Below are 18938 nucleotides of genomic sequence, written 5' to 3'. Positions count from 1 at the left end.
CAGTGCCCCACCAAATACACGGAAGAGAGAAATGGCGAGAATCACCCAACCTTTGTTCCCTATCCAGGTCAGTAAACCTAAAGATCGAAACTACTCACTAGGTGATGGCAACGGACTCCTGCTTCGAGTAAAGCCAAATGGAACTAAGTCATGGATATTCAACTACATACACCCAACCACAAAGAAGAGAAAAAACAGTGGGCTAGGCGTTTTACCTGATATGATATTAGCGTCAGCCCGCGAAAAAACCGTAATTTTCGTTAGTCTCCCACGAATGGGAGATGCCCCATCCCTACTAAGATTGAAATGTGTTCATTAATTTAAAGTGTTCATTTTATTTGAACGCTATGAAAAAACGAACAAAACGTTCATTTTTAAGGAGTTGACAGACATTGGCCCGATAGAGTGCACTCACGGGCCGTTGAACAAAGTGCGACCACACGTGCTGAAACACGGCATGCTGATTGGGAAAGGAGGCGAGCGTTAAGGCTTCGTCGAAACTGCACCACTTGTAGTCCGTATCCTCCTTATTGAGCACCACCACATTCGAACTCGACCCATGTCATGAAGACAACTTGTTAGCACGCCTCCGAGTGATTGACGCACTCAGCTATCTGGCGGAACATTCAGGCGATGCTCTTCTGCCCCAAGATTACAGCCGATAAAACCCATGCAATGCGTGCTTTGTGTCTACGCATTTTAACAACGCTAAGAAAGCGCTCGGTAGACAACGGATTGTACGTCAGCAGACTGGACTGGTCGCTGGTGAATCAGATTGGCCGTGGCGGCGGTGATTTCCCCTGATCCCTACCATACAAAAAGAGGCGTAATCCTACTCATTGCTCCCCTTTAGGTGCTCAGGTAAGTATTCGGTGTAGTACAGAGGCATCACAATATGTTTGGTCTCAGTAGCTGGCGAGCCTTGAGTCCCCGTAAGCTTAATCGTTTTGTGAGGGCGGCACTTCTCGATATACGATTGCAATGATTTGGCTCGTGTGCGTTTGCCACTTTTAACTTCAACGGGAATGACGCGGCCGAGATCATCAGTAACGATGAACTCGATTTCTGCGCGGGCATCCCCCCAAGAAAAGCTAGGCTCAATGCCGAGTGCTGCGATTTCTTGTTGAACATAATTTTCCGCGACATAGCCTTTATACTCATAACCTTGTTGCTTGATTTCACGATAACCAGTGCCCAGCATATGGTTAAGTAGCCCGACATCAAACAGGAAGAGTTTGACCGTGTTTTCCTTCTGATAGGCCGCCATTGGAGTTCTTGGTTGCCCTTCTATTGGGTGATTTTTTAAAGCGAGTCTGCATTTATGAAGCCAGGCGATGGCGCTTTCATATTCAGCATAACGCGATTTGCGTTCATGGACCCCTTTGAATTTAAAACGCTTCACGGAGTCGTCATAGACTGATGAAAGTTGGGCTGGAATGCTTCGAAAAACGGACTCAATTAACTGTGCATCGACTTTTCCAGAGTATTTTCCAAAGTCACGCATGTAACCTTCGATTAAGTTTTTATGTACCTCCGAGACCGCTTCAAGACGCTCAATGACGCTAAGTTCAGAATGTTCGAACCAGGAGCGAACGGCTTCAGGCATACCGCCAACGAAGTAGTAATCGGTAAGAAGATCGAACAGTTTGGTGTGTGCGGCTGGTGCGTTTAGCTGTCTTTCAAAGGCGTTCAGCAGTGCATTTTCACCTGATGCCCAGACAAATTCTTTAAAGGTCAAAGGCCTTAAGTTGTGCTGTTCGACTTTGCCCACAGGAAAAGACGTGAGTAAGCCGATGTTGAAGCCACTCGCTGCAACATAAGCTTCAGGGGCTTTTTCAGCAAAGTACTTAAGCGCCGTCACTGCTCTTGGACATTCTCCGATCTCATCAAGGATGAGCAGATCGGTGGAAGGATTGAAGACGTTTCCTGTGAGTAGTTCAATATTGGTGATAATGTCATCCGGAGATAGCGATCCGGAGAAAGCGTCCATGAACTCTGGGTTTTCCAAGAAGTCAATTCTTAGCACGTTTTCAAACGTTTTTCCGAGCAATTCTTGCAATAAGAACGTTTTCCCTGTTTGTCTAGCACCATCAATCAATAAAGGCTTTCTAATCTTCTTGCTCTTCCAAGCGAGCAGGTGGTCAAGCAGCGTACGTTTCATCCAATCACTCTTTCGGCAATGTATCGTCAATGTCACATTACTCTTTTATGCGCATTAAAAGGAAGATGAACCACTAAAGAGGTGCGAGTCGTCAGGTGAAAGGCTCATCACCATCAATGTGAAAGGGTCGTGTTCAAGCTAAAACGGTCTCTGATCTACTCTACAGATTTGGACACAGCATTCACAATCTCAAGGGATGTAATATGACTAACAATTGGTTCTCGTCAACTCATGCCACCGCTCTTAAAGCGAGAATTTCGACAACAACAGTTACTTTATATGGCCTGTGCCACCAGAAATATTGACGACAAGGGTATTTGAGTCTTGGTTCAGTGTGTTTTCTACAGAAACCACTTTGGCGTCTGGACGAGTGCGCCAGCAAAAACAGAATGGGAGCAAAGAATCGGCGTCATTGTGATGAGTCTCTTCGTGCTAACCCTTATTTACGTTTGAATGGGATTCTATACTTATCGAAAGTAACCTATTCATTCAATTAATATTTTATGGTTATTGTGCAAAAGCTTAGGATGGAGCTAATCGAGGCCACCGACACGGAGTCAGCACAGTACGCGCTGACTGACTTTGATACCGTGGGAATGGGTGATTTACTTGAGACTGGCTTGGATGATCAATAGCTCGATGTCATGGTTTGAGGTATTGACCAAACCATGGGTGCCAAAGCGTTGATTGACGATCATGTCCCCATCGGACACCGGTCTTTTCTCACCTTCAATGATCATAGTGCCTTCGCCTTTCAAAATGATGTACATTTCTTCATCATCGCCATGAGTATGTTCGCCCATCGAGCTCCCCGGTGGCATCACGACACGAATCGCGAAATCCCAAGCACCATCGAAATCTTTCCGCCTGAACGCACGATAGATGTCGATAGCCCCTTCTCCATCATGGCTATTTGTATCTACTTCTTTGTCGCAAGTGTAAAAGTTACGTATCACTTTCTCTGAATTCCTTTTTGATCATGGCCCCAAAGCGGTAAGGCCTCATCACGCCATGCACCACCAGAGGGAAGTGCGACCCTGGCAGGCGACGAATCTCAGCCTAAATGATCAGGGGTATGCAGGGAAGTGCCACACGCGGTACATTGATAATCGCCGGTAGCTTGCCCTTCCATCAGGGCACTGGCGATGGCCGCGAACAGGCCCGAGAAGAATCCGTTGACGCTCGTGTCCTTACGTTCGTGAGACGAAGAGAAGCCTTGATACTTGTGAAGCGTCACTTTTTTACAATGACAGCAGAAGGCTTTGGTTTCTTGAGAACCGTATATTTGAACCAATGTAATGAACTCCAAACTGTAGGGGCTACCCTGATGCCGATTCAGCGCGGGGAGCGATGTTTCTGCCGAGTACGTGAAACCAAGGCCAAGGGTCGTCATACTTATTGATTTTCCGCGTACATCTGTTTGTAGGATTTTGTCTGCAAGGCCGACTCTGTCAGTCCAAACTGGCAGGCGAGCGCTTCAAGCTGTGACTTATAAGTCACTAACATCGATTCCTCGTCTGTCATGATGGCAAACTCGGCAAAATCCCCAATGCCGTCTAACGTGTCGACCGTGATGTGAAACTGACCGACGAAATAAATGCTGCGAGTTTTGGTCGCCTTTAAGACTATTTCGTACCCCATGGTTTCAAGCATACTTCTTGCCTTGGTGGCATCGGTGATATTGGTGGCCTCGCATCGGTCTGCTTCTGGGCCTTTCACGATCCAAAGTTGGATGCCCGAGGGCTGCATGGTCCGAATACAGACACTTTTGTTCTGCTGGGACAAGGCTTGGTCTGGGGTATCAAAATACCAATCGGATTCCAGATTGTCCTCTATCATAACCTCATGGGGTATGTTTTCCAGGATGCCCAGGAAAGCTGCCTTCGACGCTAGGCGATACTTAAGCTCGACCTCGTATTGACCTTGAAAATGCTCATTGTTCATGTGGTGGTCCCCAAGCAAAATGAGAATGTTACCACAGGAGAGAAACAGGCGTTCAGGCAAAACAACGCATTAAGGTGTGGGTTAGGTTATCACGTCACCTCCATCTCTGCGTTGTAACGACGACACCCAAGGTGGAATGCAGAGTGCCCGTCGTTGGGTATCGACCTGACACGCCTCGTGCCGGGAATAGGGGTTAACGGTTGTACTTCACCTTGTTTAGTACTTCCTTGAGTTCATGAGTTTGCTCAAGATCCACCTCATAGATATTGGCCAACGCGCAAACATAATACAGGACATCATATAACTCTTCGGCAATGGAGCCCTTAAGATCCTCTAAACTGGGTTGACCCCGTTTTCCATGGCGAATCGATTCTGACAATTCCCCCATTTCTTCGACTAATTTGAGGAAGTAATGGTCTGGTAATTCCGGAGCATGGTCGAACATTTTGATATGACTTTGTAACTCAGATAACTTCATAATTTCCTATTTACGTTTTCCATTAGCTGCGTCTAACGCCACGTTAAGATGCAAGAGAGGTGACTTCAATTCTAACAATGAATTACAACAGACCAAACGTGTTACCGCTTGGCATGCACATTTCAGCGAAGGCGGACCTTGCCAATTTCATTGATACGGCTGTACCTGTATTTGGGATAATACACCCAAAAGATATGCCTATTGTCGGAATCTTCGGCAACGAGTAACTCGATTTCACCATGCTTACCCGCGATCCTGACTTTGCGCTTAGACAAGGGCCGTGTTCTATTGGTGGTGACATACCTTTTGTGGGTGAGCGCATCCAGTAATTGAGTGTCGTCAATATCGGCATCGGACTCGATAACAAAACTGGATGGATTGAGCTCTTCGGCCAGTATCGTTCTGATTTGGTACGTCTGGGAGAAAAACAGTATCCCGCTTAAAAATGCCACCCCGGTCAGTACGAATAAGGCGAGATTGCTTTTACCCCAGCACCCCATCCCCAGCGCCGATAACACGCTAAGAACAAAAACCGCTGCGGTAACCAAAAACCAAATATCTACGTAGTTATCCATCTGTTCTCTTTACATAACGTCAAGTTAAGGTGTGCCTATGGCTGACGCCGTATCTAAACCGTTGGGCTACCAACACAAGACAGGCTGAGCGAAGGGTGCCTATTGCAGTGGATCACGCGACCATGTCTTGTGAGGGGCAGGGTATTATCGCGGTTTATACTGGGTAGGACAATAACCTCTCATGATATCAGAGCGTCGCAATTTCTTGTGCTTGGTTTTACGACCCGACACACGCGCACGCCACAATTTAAAACTGCTCGGCTTGAGCCGTCCACGCATTAACAGAATCACTTTGGATTCATTCAAACCAAATTGCAATTCGATGGCCTCAAAGGGCGTGCGATCTTCCCAGGCCATTTCTATGATTCTGGACTCTATCTCCGGGCTCAGTTCCATGTCAAATCCCCTCTCGCTGAAAAGCATTCTTCTACGAGGGAATCGGCGGATCGGTTCAAAGACCACGTATCCCTGGTGCCCGTTAAGCGTTACCATGAATGGTAAAGGCCAAGTGTAGGGCGTCAGTTTTGCCGGTTCGCCTAGTAAGATTGTCTACACCTGCGTACGCATGGGAAGAGTTTGTCTACAATTGTAGACGGAGTTGCTATTTAGCTGCTCGTTTTTGAATTCAATTTTCAATACAAACTATGGGAGACAATGGATCGCGAAGTACCACCCTAATAAAGACATTAATGATGTCATTGTTGATGCTGTCAAAAATGGATGGGATTGGGTACCAAAAGGAACGCGTCATTGTAAAGGCGTATTGCGTTGCACTAAAACGGCAGCCAACCACCGGAACTGTTTATGCGAAGTTCGCATTGATTCGACACCGAAAGCCGCATAAATTTGCGGCTATCTTTTCAGCTTATCCCGTTGCAAACTAGCAGGAGTAACAATATGAAATATTACGAGTTTACCCTCGTAGCAAAGGGTATAGAAGAATACCAAGATCCCATTGTAGAGATTGGAGACGACTTGATTGATGCCGGTGTTGATGATTGTATCGTTGTCATGAGGAACAATGCAGTGCTTTTAGATTTTGATAGAGAGTCCATCAGTTATATGGAAGCTACTCTTTCAGCCATAAAGCAAATCGAAAAAATCACAAAATTGGTGGTGATTAGTATAGATGCAGGCCAGTATATAGGGCTATCAGATGCTGCAGAATTGTCTGATATGACTCGTTCTGCTCTATCAAAATACAGTACGGGTCGAAGAGGAGATGGTACTTTCCCCTGTCCTTATTTAAGAGTATCGGGCAAGACTCCGCTATATGATTGGGCTGAAGTCTCAGAGTGGTTAAGTTCTAAAAGGATTATTGAAAACGAATTAGCGCAGAATGCAAGAATTACATCTAAAATAAACACATCGCTAAAAATAAGAAACCGTAATGAACTGGAAGAGATAAAATCCATTACAAATCAATTATTGGCTAGTTAGCCGATGTACTTATAATAACAACCATAGGTTATTAAATTTGAACTCGCCGCCATGTCAATGGCGGTTTTTTTTTGCTTCACACGGTGTAAAGGTGTGTGCAACCCACCCATCATGCCTGAACTTGGGCGTCGCAGACACGAAACCCAAACTTGCACTGGCCTTACTCAATTGAAGGCTTGATTGGTAGTGTTCTACAGCATGGCACGATTACAATACGTCGCTTGTTCAAAGTCACTGATGTTCATCGCGATATTGGGAACCTTCGGAAACAAGGTGACCAGTGTGGACACGACTTGCTGAGAGAGCCTCGCCTTCTCCTCCGTCGTTCTCCCTTGCATGATAGACGCAAACACATGAATAAACGCTTCTCGCTTATTACCCACTGAGTATTGTTGGAAAGGGTTGATTCTGATCTTGATGTCATTGGCATCAAACAACCCTGTCGCGTGCGTCACCAAAAACATCTGTTCGAGAATATACGCTTCATCGTGAACAGCTAAAATACTGTCTGAACAATCGAGAACAAAATGGGGCATCATTCCTCCTTACTAGGGTGGTATGGCTCATCTTCTCTGAGCCGCGTTAGGCAAGCCGCCGCCGGCCACCTTGATATGCTCAACGCCTGATCATCATGCCACGTGTTGTGGGTCTGTGTCGCCCAGTTCTGCAATGATGTCGTCGGGGGTAACGATCTTGTCCAACAAATGCGTAATATCAGGGTCTGAAATCGGCTCTAGCGCGTAGACTGGCTTTCCCAGCCCAAGTGCATAGCCTATGTCCATAGCAACACTTTTGCCAAGGTAACCGTTGAAATTTAGAATGTAGGTGACGTCAGCTTCACGGATGCGCTGCAAGCAACCGTCGATACCATTGTGTGGCGAAGGCTCTGACATCGTTGTTTGAATACCTGCGTCGAGTAGCGTGTCGCGTACCGCCTGCATTTGTTCCAGGCTCTTGAAGCTCCCGGCCACATAAACGGATTTTCTCATCATATTCCTCTCAATGTATCGAGTGTGATTGTAAATACTGACACCCGGTTAACGGGTAAGTACGGGCATGTCGACGCCGTCGAAGCCCAGTTCAATGGTCAACCTTCGGACAACAAAAAAGCCACCCGCTTGCATCGTTTGTTGTCGATCAACGCCAAGAGAGCACCTGTATTGTCTGCCACCTAGCCTTATAGCCAGCGGTCATTTTGTCGTAGTTCGCTTCGGTCATAGCTTGCTTGTTCGGCTTAATCAACATAGCAAAGGCGTCTTCCAATCCGTAGGGCGCAAACAAGCGAGGGTGGCCTGACTTATCAAGAGTAAAGCCAATCGCGAAAGCGGATAGCCAAGATTCGATACCTTGCTCGACACACTCATATGGCTCGATGGCGCAACCAAACTTCTTCGCATAACGCTCATGTATGATGGCTTGGTTTTTGACATCAATGTCGATGTTATGCGTTAACCGCGAACGAATACGACGTTTAAACGCCGCTTCAGAGGTGAGCGCAGAGCGATCAAAGTAGACAACATCAACGTCTTTCACTTGAGCGAGAAGCGGCTCATTGATGAGGCTATTCCAGATGACTTGAGTAATGGCACCGCCCGCGATGTAGAAATGTGGTAACCCGACGTCACGACACGCTTCGGCGGTTTCCATTAACTCAGGAACTTGCTGGATCAGATGCCGGAGCTTTTGTTTAAGCATCTTGACTTACTAAACATTGTGGAGCGGTGTTCAACACCTTGATTTGGTATCGAGCGACGTCAAAACCATACATTTCTTGTCTATCGACAAACTCAAAACCAAATTGCTCATAAAAATGGCGCAGACGCACTCGGCCACCATGACAATCACACCGTAACCATTCGCAGTTCCATTGCTTCGCGAGTGACAAGATTTCAGATAACGCCAACGCTCCCAACCCTTGGGCGCTAGAAGCATCGATAAGCGCGAGTTTGTGAAAAAATAAACTGTTTGAATCGATGGGCAGCTCTTTCCAGAAGTCATCGGCGCCAAGGGAGAGAAATACACACCCCACATACTCGCCGCCATGTTTGAGAAAGTACAAGCTGTCTAACGAGTATGCGGTTTTTAAGGCGGTGATCTGCACTTGTTCGTGCGTCCACAGGGGGACTTGACGGGCATTACAACGCTCGACAACTTCGAGCAACATATTCGAAGCTAATTCCCAATGTGCTTCATCTGAAGCTTTGCATAATTCCATTTATTCTCCATTCAGAAGGCGAACGACCGATTAAGGGGTGAGCAAGGGCAATCCTTTCACCATAAACGCCATACACCGAGGATCGGCGTTAAGCGCCGTGTGCGGTGAACTCTTTATTAAACGCCACATAGGTACCTTGGAAAGTGGCCACGACCTCATCTCCACAAAGAATATCACTGCTGACGTTAATGCGTCCGCGGCCACGTCGAGCAAAAGCACGATGAAACGTCGACCAGTCCTTGCTGTCTTCATAAAAGCTGGTGGCCGTAAATGGGCCATGTGCTGGCTTCAAATAGGTCATGGCACTTTCCTGAATAACGATTTCATTATGAACACCATTTAAGCGCATATAAACCAATGACCAACCGGCTAAGATGGCGATGACAGAAAGGCTTCCGCCAAAGGCTGTATTCTTATGGTTAATATTGGGTTCAAGAGGCGCCAACAATTCTATCTTTTGTTGACTGCAACTCGTAACCCCTATCTTTAATGCCTTGGAAGCGGGGATTTGTGCATGCAAATAGGATTCTAGTTCGTGTTCTTTCAAGTTGTGATCTCCAGTTAAAGGGCGAACAACGCACTGCCGAAACTTCTGTATACCACCTTAAAGACAAAACGCAAAAGAGGAGGTCAATCGATGACCTCCAAAATGCATGTCATTCAGGCGTTTCAAGAGGGGGATGCTCTGAAAAGTTCCCCTCTTTAGGTTCCGTGATCTGACAGTCGAATAAATCGTAGAGTGCTACTGCCTTCATTTCGAGGTTGTCTGGAGCATTGTCAACCATGGCAAAAGTCGCGACAAAGTCCGTGTTGTGTCTCGGAGGCCTGTTTTGCTGACCGAGACAACGATTGATTTTCACGAACGGATAAACACTCGGGTTAAAATCCTCAATGGAGGATATCGATACAATCTCACCTTCGTCATGCGCAAACAAAGACACAACTTTTGCATACTCAAACGTACTCGTCGGTTGAGCAGGCGTCAAGCCTAAGTTGATTCGAACCATTTCACGGTTGAGATCGATGCCCAGTTGATATTTTATGGCTTCAACGATACCGCTTCCAACTGCTCTCAAACCAATTTCACAGAAACAACGGTGTCTTGGTAGTAAAAAAACTCAAAATGGAAAACTTCGCAAAGCAATTTCACTCAAAATAAGTGATAATTTTGCGAATAGTCTTTTTTACCAATGTGCCATAGCGGTCGCGTGATGAAACCGTTGAGTGGCTCAAAAAGCCCGCCTCTGACCCCCTGCGCCGATCAGAAAGGCATAAAGGCATTCGGGCTTGTATTTAGGAGATCCCGTATTTGTTTGAGTCCTTCAATCAGTTTACCTTCTTGACTGATTGAGGTAAGTGAAAGCCGGATGTGCTGCGTGCTGGAGCCATCTACACTGAAATAACTGCCGCTGGTGACAATTAATCCGCGGTTCTTGGCTTCCATCGTAAACCTATCTTGTTGCCAATGTTCGGGTAAAGATAACCAAACATGGTAGCCAGTAGAATGGACACCATTCAATGAAAAAATCTCGCGAGCGATTTTTTGTCGGCTCGACGCCATGTCTCTTTGATTCGAGGCAAGGGTGAAGGCTTCACCTGACTCGATAAGTAACGTTGCGGCAATGTAGTTGATAGGCGATGACAGCCAGATATTGGCTCGTATGTGAGCGTTTAACAAGGCAATCTGACTATCCGGTGCTTTAATGAACCCACACCGCATGGCCGGGCTAATGGCTTTAGACAACGCGGTGACATGAAAGGTGTAATCGGGTGCAAAGTTAGCAATGGGGGGAATGGGCCGTTCATCTAAGAAGCAATAGATGTCATCTTCCACCAACCAAACTTGATGCTGATTGATGATCTGAGCGATTTCTTTTTTTCTGACTTCGGGCATCGAAACGCCAGTGGGGTTCTGATGGCACGGAATGACAATGATGAGAGTCGGTGAGTATTGTTGAATCGCGCTGTCCAGCGCTGATGGACAGAGGCCATGTTCGTCTAAGTCAACGCCGACAACGTTGCGGTTAGATAAATTCGCAATGGCCAATATTCCTGGGTAAGTCAGGGATTCGACTAAAATGGTATCACCGGGCTCAGTTAACGTTTCTACGAGTAGAGAGAGGGCATGTTGAGCCCCATTGGTGAGTAGGGTGTTATCGATACTCCCGCCTTCCAACCCATACTGTTGGGCCCACTTTACGGCCGCTTCTCGGTGTTTTTCATGCCCCGAATCCTCACAGTACCCAATCAGCGTTTCAGTGAGGAGGTCAGACGCTTGTCGATAGGCGTTCTTTATCGCAGGAATGTTCTTATGCAAACAAGGCTGTAGAAGAGAGAAATTGTAATTGGCGTCTTCATTGACCACTTGAATGGCTTCATTCAGATCAGAGTGAGCAGCCACAAACGTGCCTTTGCCAACAAACGATTCAAGCCGGCCTTTGTCACTAAGCAACTTATAGGCCTTCGCGACCGTCGCTGGGGTCGTGTTAAGCTCATCGGCTAGCTGTCGATGGGTCGGTAGTTTAGTGTTGGCCGCGTATTCGCCACTATCAATTTTTTCCTCAATAGTGTCAGCAATACGCACAAATTTGTGGTTATTCAATCTACTTCTCCTTAATTATCCTCTTCAATTATAAAGCATAACGTATGTCTTTTCGCGATGAAATTAAGAAGTTCGTGATGTAATTTTAATATTGACATATGTCAATTTGATTAATAGCATGCGTCAAAATAATAAGGAAATTATATAACACACAGTAAAGGCTAAAAATAATGTTAAATCAGGAAGCTCAGATTCACTCATTACAAAGCGTAAAGGAGATGCATGTTTCTTATGAATCTGCCCAAAAAATAAAAAGTGCGATTCATCACTTAAGATTGTCTGAAGACCAGTCGTGGTTGGACGCTAAAGATTGGCTGGGAAACGCCATTAAACACAGCCTTCCTCAGGAGCAGATAAAGACGATCACCTCGTTTGCACGCGATGATTCCAAAAGCGCTTTAAGTATCCGAGGGTTTCCTGTTGACCACGACTTATGTGCCACGCCATACAAAGGGTATCTTTCGCCATCAAAAACGCCTTTGGTCAGTGGTATACATATTGGCATATATCAATTGGCGGGAATTGAACCAATATCTTATCAAAGTGAGAACAATGGGTTCCTATTTCGACATGTCGTGCCTGTTCAACATGCCCAAAACGAGAAGTCCTCACATGGCTCCATTCATACGTTTGGGCATCATGATGGATCATCCTGATTTGCCTCTGGTTTGCGAGGACATGATCGAACACAGTGGTTGCCCGGAGTTCTTGTCATTGATGGCATTGCGCTCGGATCTCAGAGTGAATTCGAATTTTATTCTAGTTGATGAACTGCTTGCCAATATTGGCCATGGGTGACAATGGGGTCGTTTACTGTCGATATGATAAGGAAAACACGACCCCTCTGACGGAAAGTGCTGCGGCAGCCTTAGTTATGCTGGAAGCTCAGCTCGCCAATGAATCCCTTGAACGCCATCAGGTCTACCAACCCGGTGACTTGCTCATGATCAAAAATCAACGTGTGGTACACAGCAGAGAAGAGTTTTACCCATGTCAAGATGGCGCTGATCGCTGGTTGGTAAGACTCTTTGGTATGAGCTCGCTTGATCAAATAGTGCCGCACGGAAATTCAAAACATATAGGAAAGGACTAAGGAGAACACGATGAAAAACAATGTTGCCTTTATTGGATTAGGTGTCATGGGCTATCCAATGGCAGGGCACCTCTCTCGCCACGGTTACCCAACCAAAGTGTACAATCGCACCACGAAAAAGGCTCATGATTGGGCGAAGGACCACCACGGTGAAGCGTGCTCCTCGCCTGGTGCTGCCGCTCAAGATTGCGATTTGGTCTTTGTGTGCGTTGGTAATGACGACGACGTTCGTAGCGTGGTTTATGGTGAAACGGGTCTTATCAACAATATGAAACCAGGAAGTATCTTGGTCGACCATACCACCACATCCGCTGAATTGGCGGTGGAACTCAGTGTGGCCTGCAAACAAAAAGGGATCGCATTCATTGACGCACCGGTGTCTGGTGGGCAAGCGGGGGCTGAAAATGGTGCGCTGACGATCATGTGTGGTGGTCAAAGTGATGCGTTTGAGCAGGCAGCACCTGTGATGAGCGCTTATGGCAAACAATCCAAGTTGATGGGAGAAAACGGTCAAGGTCAACGTTCGAAAATGGTCAATCAGATCTGTATTGCTGGCGTTTTGAAAGGCTTGAGTGAAGGACTGACGTTAGCAAAACGTTCTGGCTTAGATATCGATGATTTGGTGGAGGTCTTGAAGCATGGGGCGGCGGGCTCGTGGCAAATGGAGAATCGCTCCTCAACGATGTCGAGAGATGAATTTGATTTTGGTTTCGCAATTGACTGGATGCGTAAAGATTTAGGCATTTGCATCGATGAAAGTAAAAGGTTGGGGATAGATCTGCCCCTCACGACGAAAGTAGACGATGAATATCGTGAGCTACAGAACAGCGGTTACGGTCGTATGGATACGTCTGTACTCATCAAAACTTACCAAGAAGCCTCATAACCGGAGTAAGACAACATGGAATTTTTAGGAAGCGATATTACAGTGTGGATTCTCATTGCACTGATGGTGTCTGCATTTGCGGCGGGGTTTATCGATTCGGTTGCCGGTGGCGGGGGGCTGATCCTGGTGCCTTCTTTCATTCTTGCCGGTCTTCCGCCACACATCGCGTTGGGGCAAGAGAAGATAGTCAGCACCATTGGCACAATTGCGGCGATCCGTAATTTCGTCAGAAATAAGTGCGTTATCTGGACTGCGGTGGCGACGGGCATTCCGGCAGGCTTAGTGGGGGCCTATGCAGGGGCAGAAGCGATACTGTATTTCGACCCTGATACGATTGGCAAGATCATACTCGCCATGCTGCCGTTTGGTATTGTGCTATCGTTTATTCCCAAAAAGAGCAAAGCACACGATACGGATGCGCCCATCAATAGATACGTCATCTTGTTGGGTGTCCCTGCTGCCGTATTTGTGATTGGATTTTACGATGGTTTTTTCGGGCCGGGAACGGGCAGCTTTCTGATCCTCGCGCTGCATTACTTGTTAAAGTTCGATTTGGTTTCCGCTTCAGCGACGTCAAAGCTGTTTAATTTCGCCTCCAATATAGGTGCTCTGATCGCCTTCATGTTAGCAGGGAGTGTGATGTACGCGTTAGCGGTCCCATTAGTGATGATGAACTTATTAGGTAACCATGTCGGCAGCTCTTCAGCCATGAAGTATGGTCCAAAACTCATCCAACGAACGATCTCCATCTCTCTGAGCCTGTTGATGATCTCTTTGGGCTATAAGTTCATCTTTTAACGGGTACCCATATACCTTAGCCCTTTATGTCAATAGACGTCAGGGGCTTCTTAGGCGCATCAAGAAGTATCGACATTCGGGAAGGTCCTTTTTAACTTTTGACGTATGAGAGGTGGCGAACGGAGCGATCGCTTGTGGTGCTCAAGAGCGTTAAATCGCCCCTTGTTCGCGAGGGGCGCTGGCAAGGCGTGACGCCTGCCAGCCGGGTCTCAGTGGCGATATCGGCTGGCACGTCATTCCGCTTTGCCGCCACACCAGTGATAAAGTGGGCGATCCGCATAGTCAGATCTTGGCTCACATTGCCATGGGAGTGCCGCATTTGTGCACCCCCAACATCCCGCACCTAACGAGTTTCCATTTCTTAAAGGTCCGCTCACTTCTTATTATTAGAAAGCTTGGCTTGAAAAACGAGAGTATTGCAATGCATCAGCCACTTCTTCCGCTTTCGAGGGAGAGCTCATCAAATTTAATAATTTGAGAGCCGCTTGGTAGCTCACTAGACTGCCGTTCGACGTCAGTACCTTATCATCAATGACGTAGTTTTTGTCGCTCAGCACGTTAACTTTTGGGTAGTCACTTTGGAAATCACGCTCGCCCCCTGCCCATGTTGTGGCTTGTTTTCCATCCAATACGCCGGCTTCGGCTAACAGATAGGCACCAGAGCAATTGCTTGCCATCCATTCAGCCTGTTTTGCTGTGGAGGCGACGTATTCAATCAAGCTCCGATTGTTGATCAGGGGGTCCATGTCATAGCTTGATGTCAGTATCAGGACATCTAATGGGGGCGCTTCCCCGATCCAGGTATCTACACCGATTTTTAATCCTTCTTCGGTGGTGACGGTGTGCTTGTCCGTCACAGAAATCGTCACGACGTCATAATCACTAAACCAAGTTAATCGACTGGCGACGCCAAACACCTCGAGGGGAGCCGTCACATCGGAGGTAAGCACACCATCGTAAACCAGAATACCAATGGTCTTATCGGCAGCGGAGACGGTCGGCGTCAGAGTAACAAGCCCGAGAATAAGTGTTGATAGAGTAATAGTGCGGCGCTTCAGTTGACCATTAAACATTGTTTCACCTCGTGATTAGACTGAAAGAGTTCGCTCTATCTTATCGAACCTGATTCATGATTGAAGTGCTTTACTGGCTCATCTATAGTGAATTAAATTCATGAATTATGAGGGCATAGGAATGGATAAGATACGTACTTTACGCTTTTTTGTTGCGACGTTAGAGCGAGGAAGCTTTGCAGCAGCCGCGAAAAAGTATGGCACTGATCCATCCACGGTGAGTAAGGCGCTGCATCGGTTAGAGTCAGAGCTAGGGATCCAGCTATTTCAACGCTCCACACGTCAGCTCAATCTAACCTCTGCAGGTCATCAATACGCTCGGACGGCGCGATTGGTGCTCGATGAACTCAGTGCCTGTGAAGAAGCATTGCAACAATCTAATCGCCTTCCATCAGGGACATTAAAGGTGAACCTACCGGTGTCTTATGGGCGAAGGTACATCCAGCCCTTACTCGCAACATTTCGTCATTTGTACCCTAACATCGCCCTAGAGATTCAGTTTGATGACGCTTACCTAGATATGATCGAGCATGGCATTGATGTCTCGATTCGTTCAGGGTCAGTCCAAGACTCACAACTGATCGCTCGTCAACTGAGCCCTATCGACTATTTGATTTGTGCAAGTCAAGACTATCTCAATCAACACGGAGCCCCAAGGGGACCAGATGAATTTCATCACCATTCTTGGATACGCTTTCGTTTTAAACAAACAGGAAGATTGTTGGGGCTGAAACTGGCCTCGAGCGACGAAGCAAAACTACCTGAAATAGCCCAAAACATGGTGGTCAATGATGGAGAATCAATGGCTGAGCTTTGTGCTCAGGGCCTTGGCTTAACCCAAATTCCTCATTTCATCGCTCGTGACTGGATAAAAGCGGGGGAGATAATGCCCCTGTTTCCAAGCTTTCGTCCGCGAGATGAAGGTGTCTATATACTCTATCACCGCCGTGAACATGTACCTCTCAGGGTTAAGCTGTTTGTCGATTTTGTCATCGAATCTATACAAGCTCAAGGCGAGAGCCCTCGTCGCACTTGGGTCAGCGAACTTGCTACGATGTAATTTGGTTAGGTTATTGATGTCTATTAATAGATGTCACCTAGCATAAAGGGTGCCGCTTCAGAGGTAGGTAATTCACTGACCAGCAGAGAAAGGCGTCATTATGCCCACTGAAAAAAGAACGTCTTGTTAAGGGACGGAGCAACGCAATCTCGAATTAAACGGATTTTACCTAATCCTGAGCCATGAAATTCTTCATGCACCTCTAGCTGAGCTAATAAAAACGGGAATGGGATATCTAGCTAACCTTTTCGCTAATGTCGCAAGTAAAGCGTCTCGACGGATTGAACTAGGAGCAACACTGTAAAAAGCGCAAATAGTCTATTTTTGATTTAGCAGTGACTGAGAGCTTGGTAAAACCATCGTTCGGCTGATACCTACTAGTTTGCGTTTTAATAAACGTATTTAACTCTAACTCACCAGATAGCGCACTGACTAGCAAGGCGTCGACCATGGCCTATGAGAGCCGAGGAAAGCCGTCTGGTATCATGTTCCACTCGGATCAAGGTTGCCACTACAGGAGTAAGAAATATCGTCAGTTACTATGGAGATATCAAATGACTCAAAGTATGAGTCGTCGAGGTAACTGTTGGGATAACAGTCCTATGGAGCGAGTGTTCAGAAGCTTGAAGACGGAATGGGTACCAAGGGATGGCTATAGAAGTTTTACAGAGGCGTACCAAGCAGTAACGGATTATCTGGTGGGCTATTACAACCAGCATCGTCCACATCAATATAATGGAGGATTAACACCAAATGAATCAGAACTACAGTTCTGGTTCTCTCATAAAACTGTGGTCAGTTTTACTTGACCACTACATCTGTTTTCAGTTGACACAACTTTGCATATCTCTCGTTACTCATAAATCACCTGATCAAATTCCCTGTTGAATGTGTTTATGGAGGGATATTTGCCTCCTAACACCACATTATGCAAAGGGTTTTTATCACAGCTGGTTGATATGCAAGCAGTTTAATTGTTATGTGCTAAGAGGTGGTTCTGTGAGGCAGGTAACTGTAACAACGAGAAATAAAAAAGGCCGCTTGAGCGACCATTTATTATACAAGAGTGAAATGCTCTATGTGTTCAGAGTCAAATCTCGCAAACTGCTTAATCTTTTCACTATCGTTTGCATTGAAAACTTTAACGCCGAGATCTTCCATTTGAGATCTAATAGTTCTAAACGTGGAGATAAACTTCGTAGCGTTTGTTTCAGGTTCTTCAACAGCGAACAGAAAATTGTCTGGTTCAATAGCATTTTCATTAAGTAGATGTTTAACTCTAGCCATCCAAAACTCACCGTGATCAAACAACTTCAATGTGGTTTTTTGATTAAAGCTCATAGGTTTTATAGCTTTTGTTTCTTTTTGGTCAGTCGCGACTAAAGGAAATTCGACAGAAATGTTCTGCGTGTTTATTTTGGCAGATTTGAACTTGTACCTAGAATAAGCGTTAAGCTCCTGCTTTAGCTCTCTAACCAATAACTGCTCACGATGTTCTTTTGTATTGAAGTTTCTACCAACAAGCTTATCGAATAGCTTTTCTAGAGTTACGTCAATATCATCATGAGATAGAAGGGAAGCTGTATCGCTATAAACCAAGAAACCTTCTCTTGTTCTTGTTACTTCAGACATGAAGTCCGCAAGGCTTGAACCTTTAAGCCCAAGAGCCACGTTTTGGATTCTTGCCAATTCGTACTCAAACAAATTAATTGCACTTGTATAGAGTTTCCCATCCAAGTCATCGAAGAAGTTAGATACACGAGAAAAGCGTTTGGCGGCAAGCTTATATCTTACTTCTCCTGATTCAGGAGCGTAAGCGACTATGCCTACATTCGCAAATTCTTGTGTTTGCGCAAAAGGCATAAAACGGATTACTGCGAAACGTACGAGATGTTTCATTTTATACCCTCCCAAAATTCTTCTGTCTCATATCGGGACAATGTTAATCTAATGTCATCGATAATGCTATCATTGGGGCAGTTTTCGAGCCACTCATCAGGGTACTCTATCTTATCAAACTCCAACATGGCAGCTTCCATAAGCTCCATAAAATGCTGCTTATCATACAAATCTAGCTGCTCTTGGTACCATGCGCTAGCTCCGACATGGTAGATTTTTTTTTCTTCCCACTCGTCATCGAAAGTAGGGCAAAAAGCCAAATTATGGTCAAGAACAACAATTGAATGACCATCAGGTTTAATAAAAACGTTAGGGTTTCCGCCTTTTTCTGTGAGCGTTCGGTCATTGTTTTTGATCCAGTAGTCAAAGATAAAAAGCAACTTCATCATGTTTGGATCAAGGTTTGGAATTGCTGAGTAAACTAAGTCTTGTACGTTAGGCTCAAACTGAGAAGCGAACCAATCACCCTCTTCAAGAGAATAGTCGCCATATCTGACTAGCATTCTATCAATATAAGCAATATCAAAATTAGGTATAGGAAGTCCTACTGCCTTACCGATAGTGGCACATACAAGCTCATGCACTAGGCCTGTATACGTTGTTCTCGGGCCTTTAACTATATACTCTTTGTCATTTTCATCTGCACACAGATACGGGCCTGTCTGTCCTTGAGTCATCTCTTTGGAGATACTGCCGATTAATATCATATCAATC

General features: G+C 45.9%; 24 protein-coding genes and 3 pseudogenes. 8 read left to right on the top strand and 19 right to left on the bottom strand.

What is annotated here, in order from left to right; genetic code table 11:
• The first annotated feature begins 31 nt into the window (after nt 1-31).
• Entirely contained in the window at nt 32-319 is a 288-nt protein-coding gene (locus tag FIU99_RS25925) for an integrase arm-type DNA-binding domain-containing protein (RefSeq protein WP_152472768.1), read from the top strand.
• 15 nt (nt 320-334) lie between these two features.
• On the opposite strand, the pseudogene FIU99_RS27615 reads toward FIU99_RS25925, so the two are convergent.
• The 8 genes and pseudogenes from FIU99_RS27615 to FIU99_RS25885 all read right to left on the bottom strand — a co-directional run.
• Nucleotides 335-541 (bottom strand): annotated as a pseudogene (locus tag FIU99_RS27615) (hypothetical protein); the annotation flags it as partial.
• A gap of 291 nt (nt 542-832) precedes the next feature.
• Nucleotides 833-2161, bottom strand: a complete 1329-nt coding sequence (locus tag FIU99_RS25915; RefSeq protein WP_152472766.1) for an ATP-binding protein — start codon at nt 2159-2161, stop codon at nt 833-835.
• A gap of 605 nt (nt 2162-2766) precedes the next feature.
• Nucleotides 2767-3117 (bottom strand): cupin domain-containing protein, encoded by a 351-nt coding sequence (locus FIU99_RS25910; protein WP_152472765.1) that lies wholly within the window; start codon nt 3115-3117, stop codon nt 2767-2769.
• A gap of 98 nt (nt 3118-3215) precedes the next feature.
• Nucleotides 3216-3446, bottom strand: a complete 231-nt coding sequence (locus FIU99_RS25905) for a hypothetical protein (protein WP_029236019.1) — start codon at nt 3444-3446, stop codon at nt 3216-3218.
• 110 nt (nt 3447-3556) lie between these two features.
• Complete coding sequence (cyaB, locus tag FIU99_RS25900) at nt 3557-4105, bottom strand: class IV adenylate cyclase (protein ID WP_152472763.1); 549 nt, start codon at nt 4103-4105, stop codon at nt 3557-3559.
• A 193-nt stretch (nt 4106-4298) separates the two neighbouring features.
• On the bottom strand, nt 4299-4583 hold the full coding sequence (locus tag FIU99_RS25895; RefSeq protein ID WP_006958545.1) for a MazG nucleotide pyrophosphohydrolase domain-containing protein: 285 nt from the start codon (nt 4581-4583) through the stop codon (nt 4299-4301).
• 122 nt (nt 4584-4705) lie between these two features.
• Nucleotides 4706-5158, bottom strand: coding sequence for a hypothetical protein (locus FIU99_RS25890; protein WP_152472761.1), 453 nt, complete (start codon nt 5156-5158; stop codon nt 4706-4708).
• Nucleotides 5159-5302: 144 nt separating this feature from the next.
• A complete protein-coding gene (locus FIU99_RS25885; RefSeq protein ID WP_152472758.1) occupies nt 5303-5554 on the bottom strand; it encodes a TIGR03643 family protein in 252 nt (83 codons plus the stop codon).
• 501 nt (nt 5555-6055) lie between these two features.
• Here FIU99_RS25885 and FIU99_RS25880 point away from each other — a divergent pair.
• The gene (locus FIU99_RS25880; RefSeq protein WP_152472756.1) at nt 6056-6598 is read left to right on the top strand and encodes an AlpA family transcriptional regulator; all 543 of its coding nucleotides are present in this window, start codon (nt 6056-6058) and stop codon (nt 6596-6598) included.
• A 191-nt stretch (nt 6599-6789) separates the two neighbouring features.
• On the opposite strand, the gene FIU99_RS25875 is transcribed toward FIU99_RS25880, so the two are convergent.
• The 7 genes from FIU99_RS25875 to FIU99_RS25845 all read right to left on the bottom strand — a co-directional run bounded on the left by FIU99_RS25875 (nt 6790) and on the right by FIU99_RS25845 (nt 11415).
• Entirely contained in the window at nt 6790-7134 is a 345-nt protein-coding gene (locus tag FIU99_RS25875) for a 5-carboxymethyl-2-hydroxymuconate Delta-isomerase (protein WP_095572746.1), read from the bottom strand.
• Between the two features lie 93 nt (nt 7135-7227).
• Nucleotides 7228-7587, bottom strand: a complete 360-nt coding sequence (locus FIU99_RS25870) for a nucleotide pyrophosphohydrolase (protein ID WP_039951518.1) — start codon at nt 7585-7587, stop codon at nt 7228-7230.
• 148 nt (nt 7588-7735) lie between these two features.
• On the bottom strand, nt 7736-8293 hold the full coding sequence (locus tag FIU99_RS25865; RefSeq protein ID WP_043011698.1) for a nucleotidyltransferase family protein: 558 nt from the start codon (nt 8291-8293) through the stop codon (nt 7736-7738).
• Nucleotides 8286-8813 (bottom strand): GNAT family N-acetyltransferase, encoded by a 528-nt coding sequence (locus FIU99_RS25860; RefSeq protein WP_152472754.1) that lies wholly within the window; start codon nt 8811-8813, stop codon nt 8286-8288. Before FIU99_RS25860 ends, FIU99_RS25865 begins: the two co-directional genes overlap by 8 nt.
• Before the next feature lie 88 nt (nt 8814-8901).
• Complete coding sequence (locus FIU99_RS25855) at nt 8902-9360, bottom strand: YiiD C-terminal domain-containing protein (RefSeq protein ID WP_253899463.1); 459 nt, start codon at nt 9358-9360, stop codon at nt 8902-8904.
• Between the two features lie 109 nt (nt 9361-9469).
• Complete coding sequence (locus tag FIU99_RS25850) at nt 9470-9889, bottom strand: hypothetical protein (protein ID WP_152472752.1); 420 nt, start codon at nt 9887-9889, stop codon at nt 9470-9472.
• A gap of 185 nt (nt 9890-10074) precedes the next feature.
• Nucleotides 10075-11415, bottom strand: coding sequence for a PLP-dependent aminotransferase family protein (locus FIU99_RS25845; RefSeq protein WP_152472750.1), 1341 nt, complete (start codon nt 11413-11415; stop codon nt 10075-10077).
• Between the two features lie 170 nt (nt 11416-11585).
• Between FIU99_RS25845 and FIU99_RS27610 the strand changes: the two genes are divergently transcribed.
• The 4 genes from FIU99_RS27610 to FIU99_RS25830 all read left to right on the top strand — a co-directional run bounded on the left by FIU99_RS27610 (nt 11586) and on the right by FIU99_RS25830 (nt 14192).
• Complete coding sequence (locus FIU99_RS27610) at nt 11586-12071, top strand: hypothetical protein (protein WP_253899462.1); 486 nt, start codon at nt 11586-11588, stop codon at nt 12069-12071.
• Between the two features lie 119 nt (nt 12072-12190).
• Nucleotides 12191-12508 carry a TauD/TfdA family dioxygenase gene (locus tag FIU99_RS27605; RefSeq protein WP_253899461.1) on the top strand — a complete coding sequence of 106 codons (318 nt, stop codon included), beginning with the start codon at nt 12191-12193 and terminating at the stop codon, nt 12506-12508.
• Between the two features lie 10 nt (nt 12509-12518).
• Complete coding sequence (locus FIU99_RS25835) at nt 12519-13394, top strand: NAD(P)-dependent oxidoreductase (RefSeq protein WP_152472748.1); 876 nt, start codon at nt 12519-12521, stop codon at nt 13392-13394.
• Between the two features lie 15 nt (nt 13395-13409).
• A complete protein-coding gene (locus tag FIU99_RS25830; protein WP_040122433.1) occupies nt 13410-14192 on the top strand; it encodes a TSUP family transporter in 783 nt (260 codons plus the stop codon).
• A gap of 386 nt (nt 14193-14578) precedes the next feature.
• Here the strand turns inward: FIU99_RS25830 and FIU99_RS25825 are convergent, their stop codons facing one another.
• Nucleotides 14579-15265 (bottom strand): DJ-1/PfpI family protein, encoded by a 687-nt coding sequence (locus tag FIU99_RS25825; RefSeq protein ID WP_152472746.1) that lies wholly within the window; start codon nt 15263-15265, stop codon nt 14579-14581.
• Between the two features lie 121 nt (nt 15266-15386).
• Between FIU99_RS25825 and FIU99_RS25820 the strand changes: the two genes are divergently transcribed.
• On the top strand, nt 15387-16325 hold the full coding sequence (locus FIU99_RS25820) for a LysR family transcriptional regulator (RefSeq protein ID WP_152472744.1): 939 nt from the start codon (nt 15387-15389) through the stop codon (nt 16323-16325).
• Nucleotides 16326-16474: 149 nt separating this feature from the next.
• Here the strand turns inward: FIU99_RS25820 and FIU99_RS25815 are convergent.
• Nucleotides 16475-16776, bottom strand: a pseudogene (locus FIU99_RS25815) (hypothetical protein); the annotation flags it as partial.
• On the opposite strand from FIU99_RS25815, the pseudogene FIU99_RS25810 reads away from it, so the two are divergent.
• A pseudogene (locus tag FIU99_RS25810) lies at nt 16733-17134 on the top strand (integrase core domain-containing protein); the annotation flags it as partial. The pseudogenes FIU99_RS25815 and FIU99_RS25810 sit on opposite strands and share 44 nt — an antisense overlap.
• Nucleotides 17135-17381: 247 nt before the next feature.
• Here FIU99_RS25810 and FIU99_RS25805 read toward each other — a convergent pair.
• Nucleotides 17382-18224 carry a DUF3037 domain-containing protein gene (locus FIU99_RS25805; protein ID WP_040122436.1) on the bottom strand — a complete coding sequence of 281 codons (843 nt, stop codon included), beginning with the start codon at nt 18222-18224 and terminating at the stop codon, nt 17382-17384.
• Nucleotides 18221-18931, bottom strand: a complete 711-nt coding sequence (locus FIU99_RS25800; protein ID WP_253899460.1) for a HipA family kinase — start codon at nt 18929-18931, stop codon at nt 18221-18223. Before FIU99_RS25800 ends, FIU99_RS25805 begins: the two co-directional genes overlap by 4 nt.
• Between the last annotated feature and the right edge of the window lie 7 nt (nt 18932-18938).

The sequence above is a fragment of the Vibrio sp. THAF64 genome (genome assembly GCF_009363455.1).
Classification (GTDB): domain Bacteria; phylum Pseudomonadota; class Gammaproteobacteria; order Enterobacterales; family Vibrionaceae; genus Vibrio; species Vibrio coralliilyticus.
Note: the sequence above shows the minus strand (reverse complement) of the source record. Positions and strands in the feature narration are given on the sequence as shown.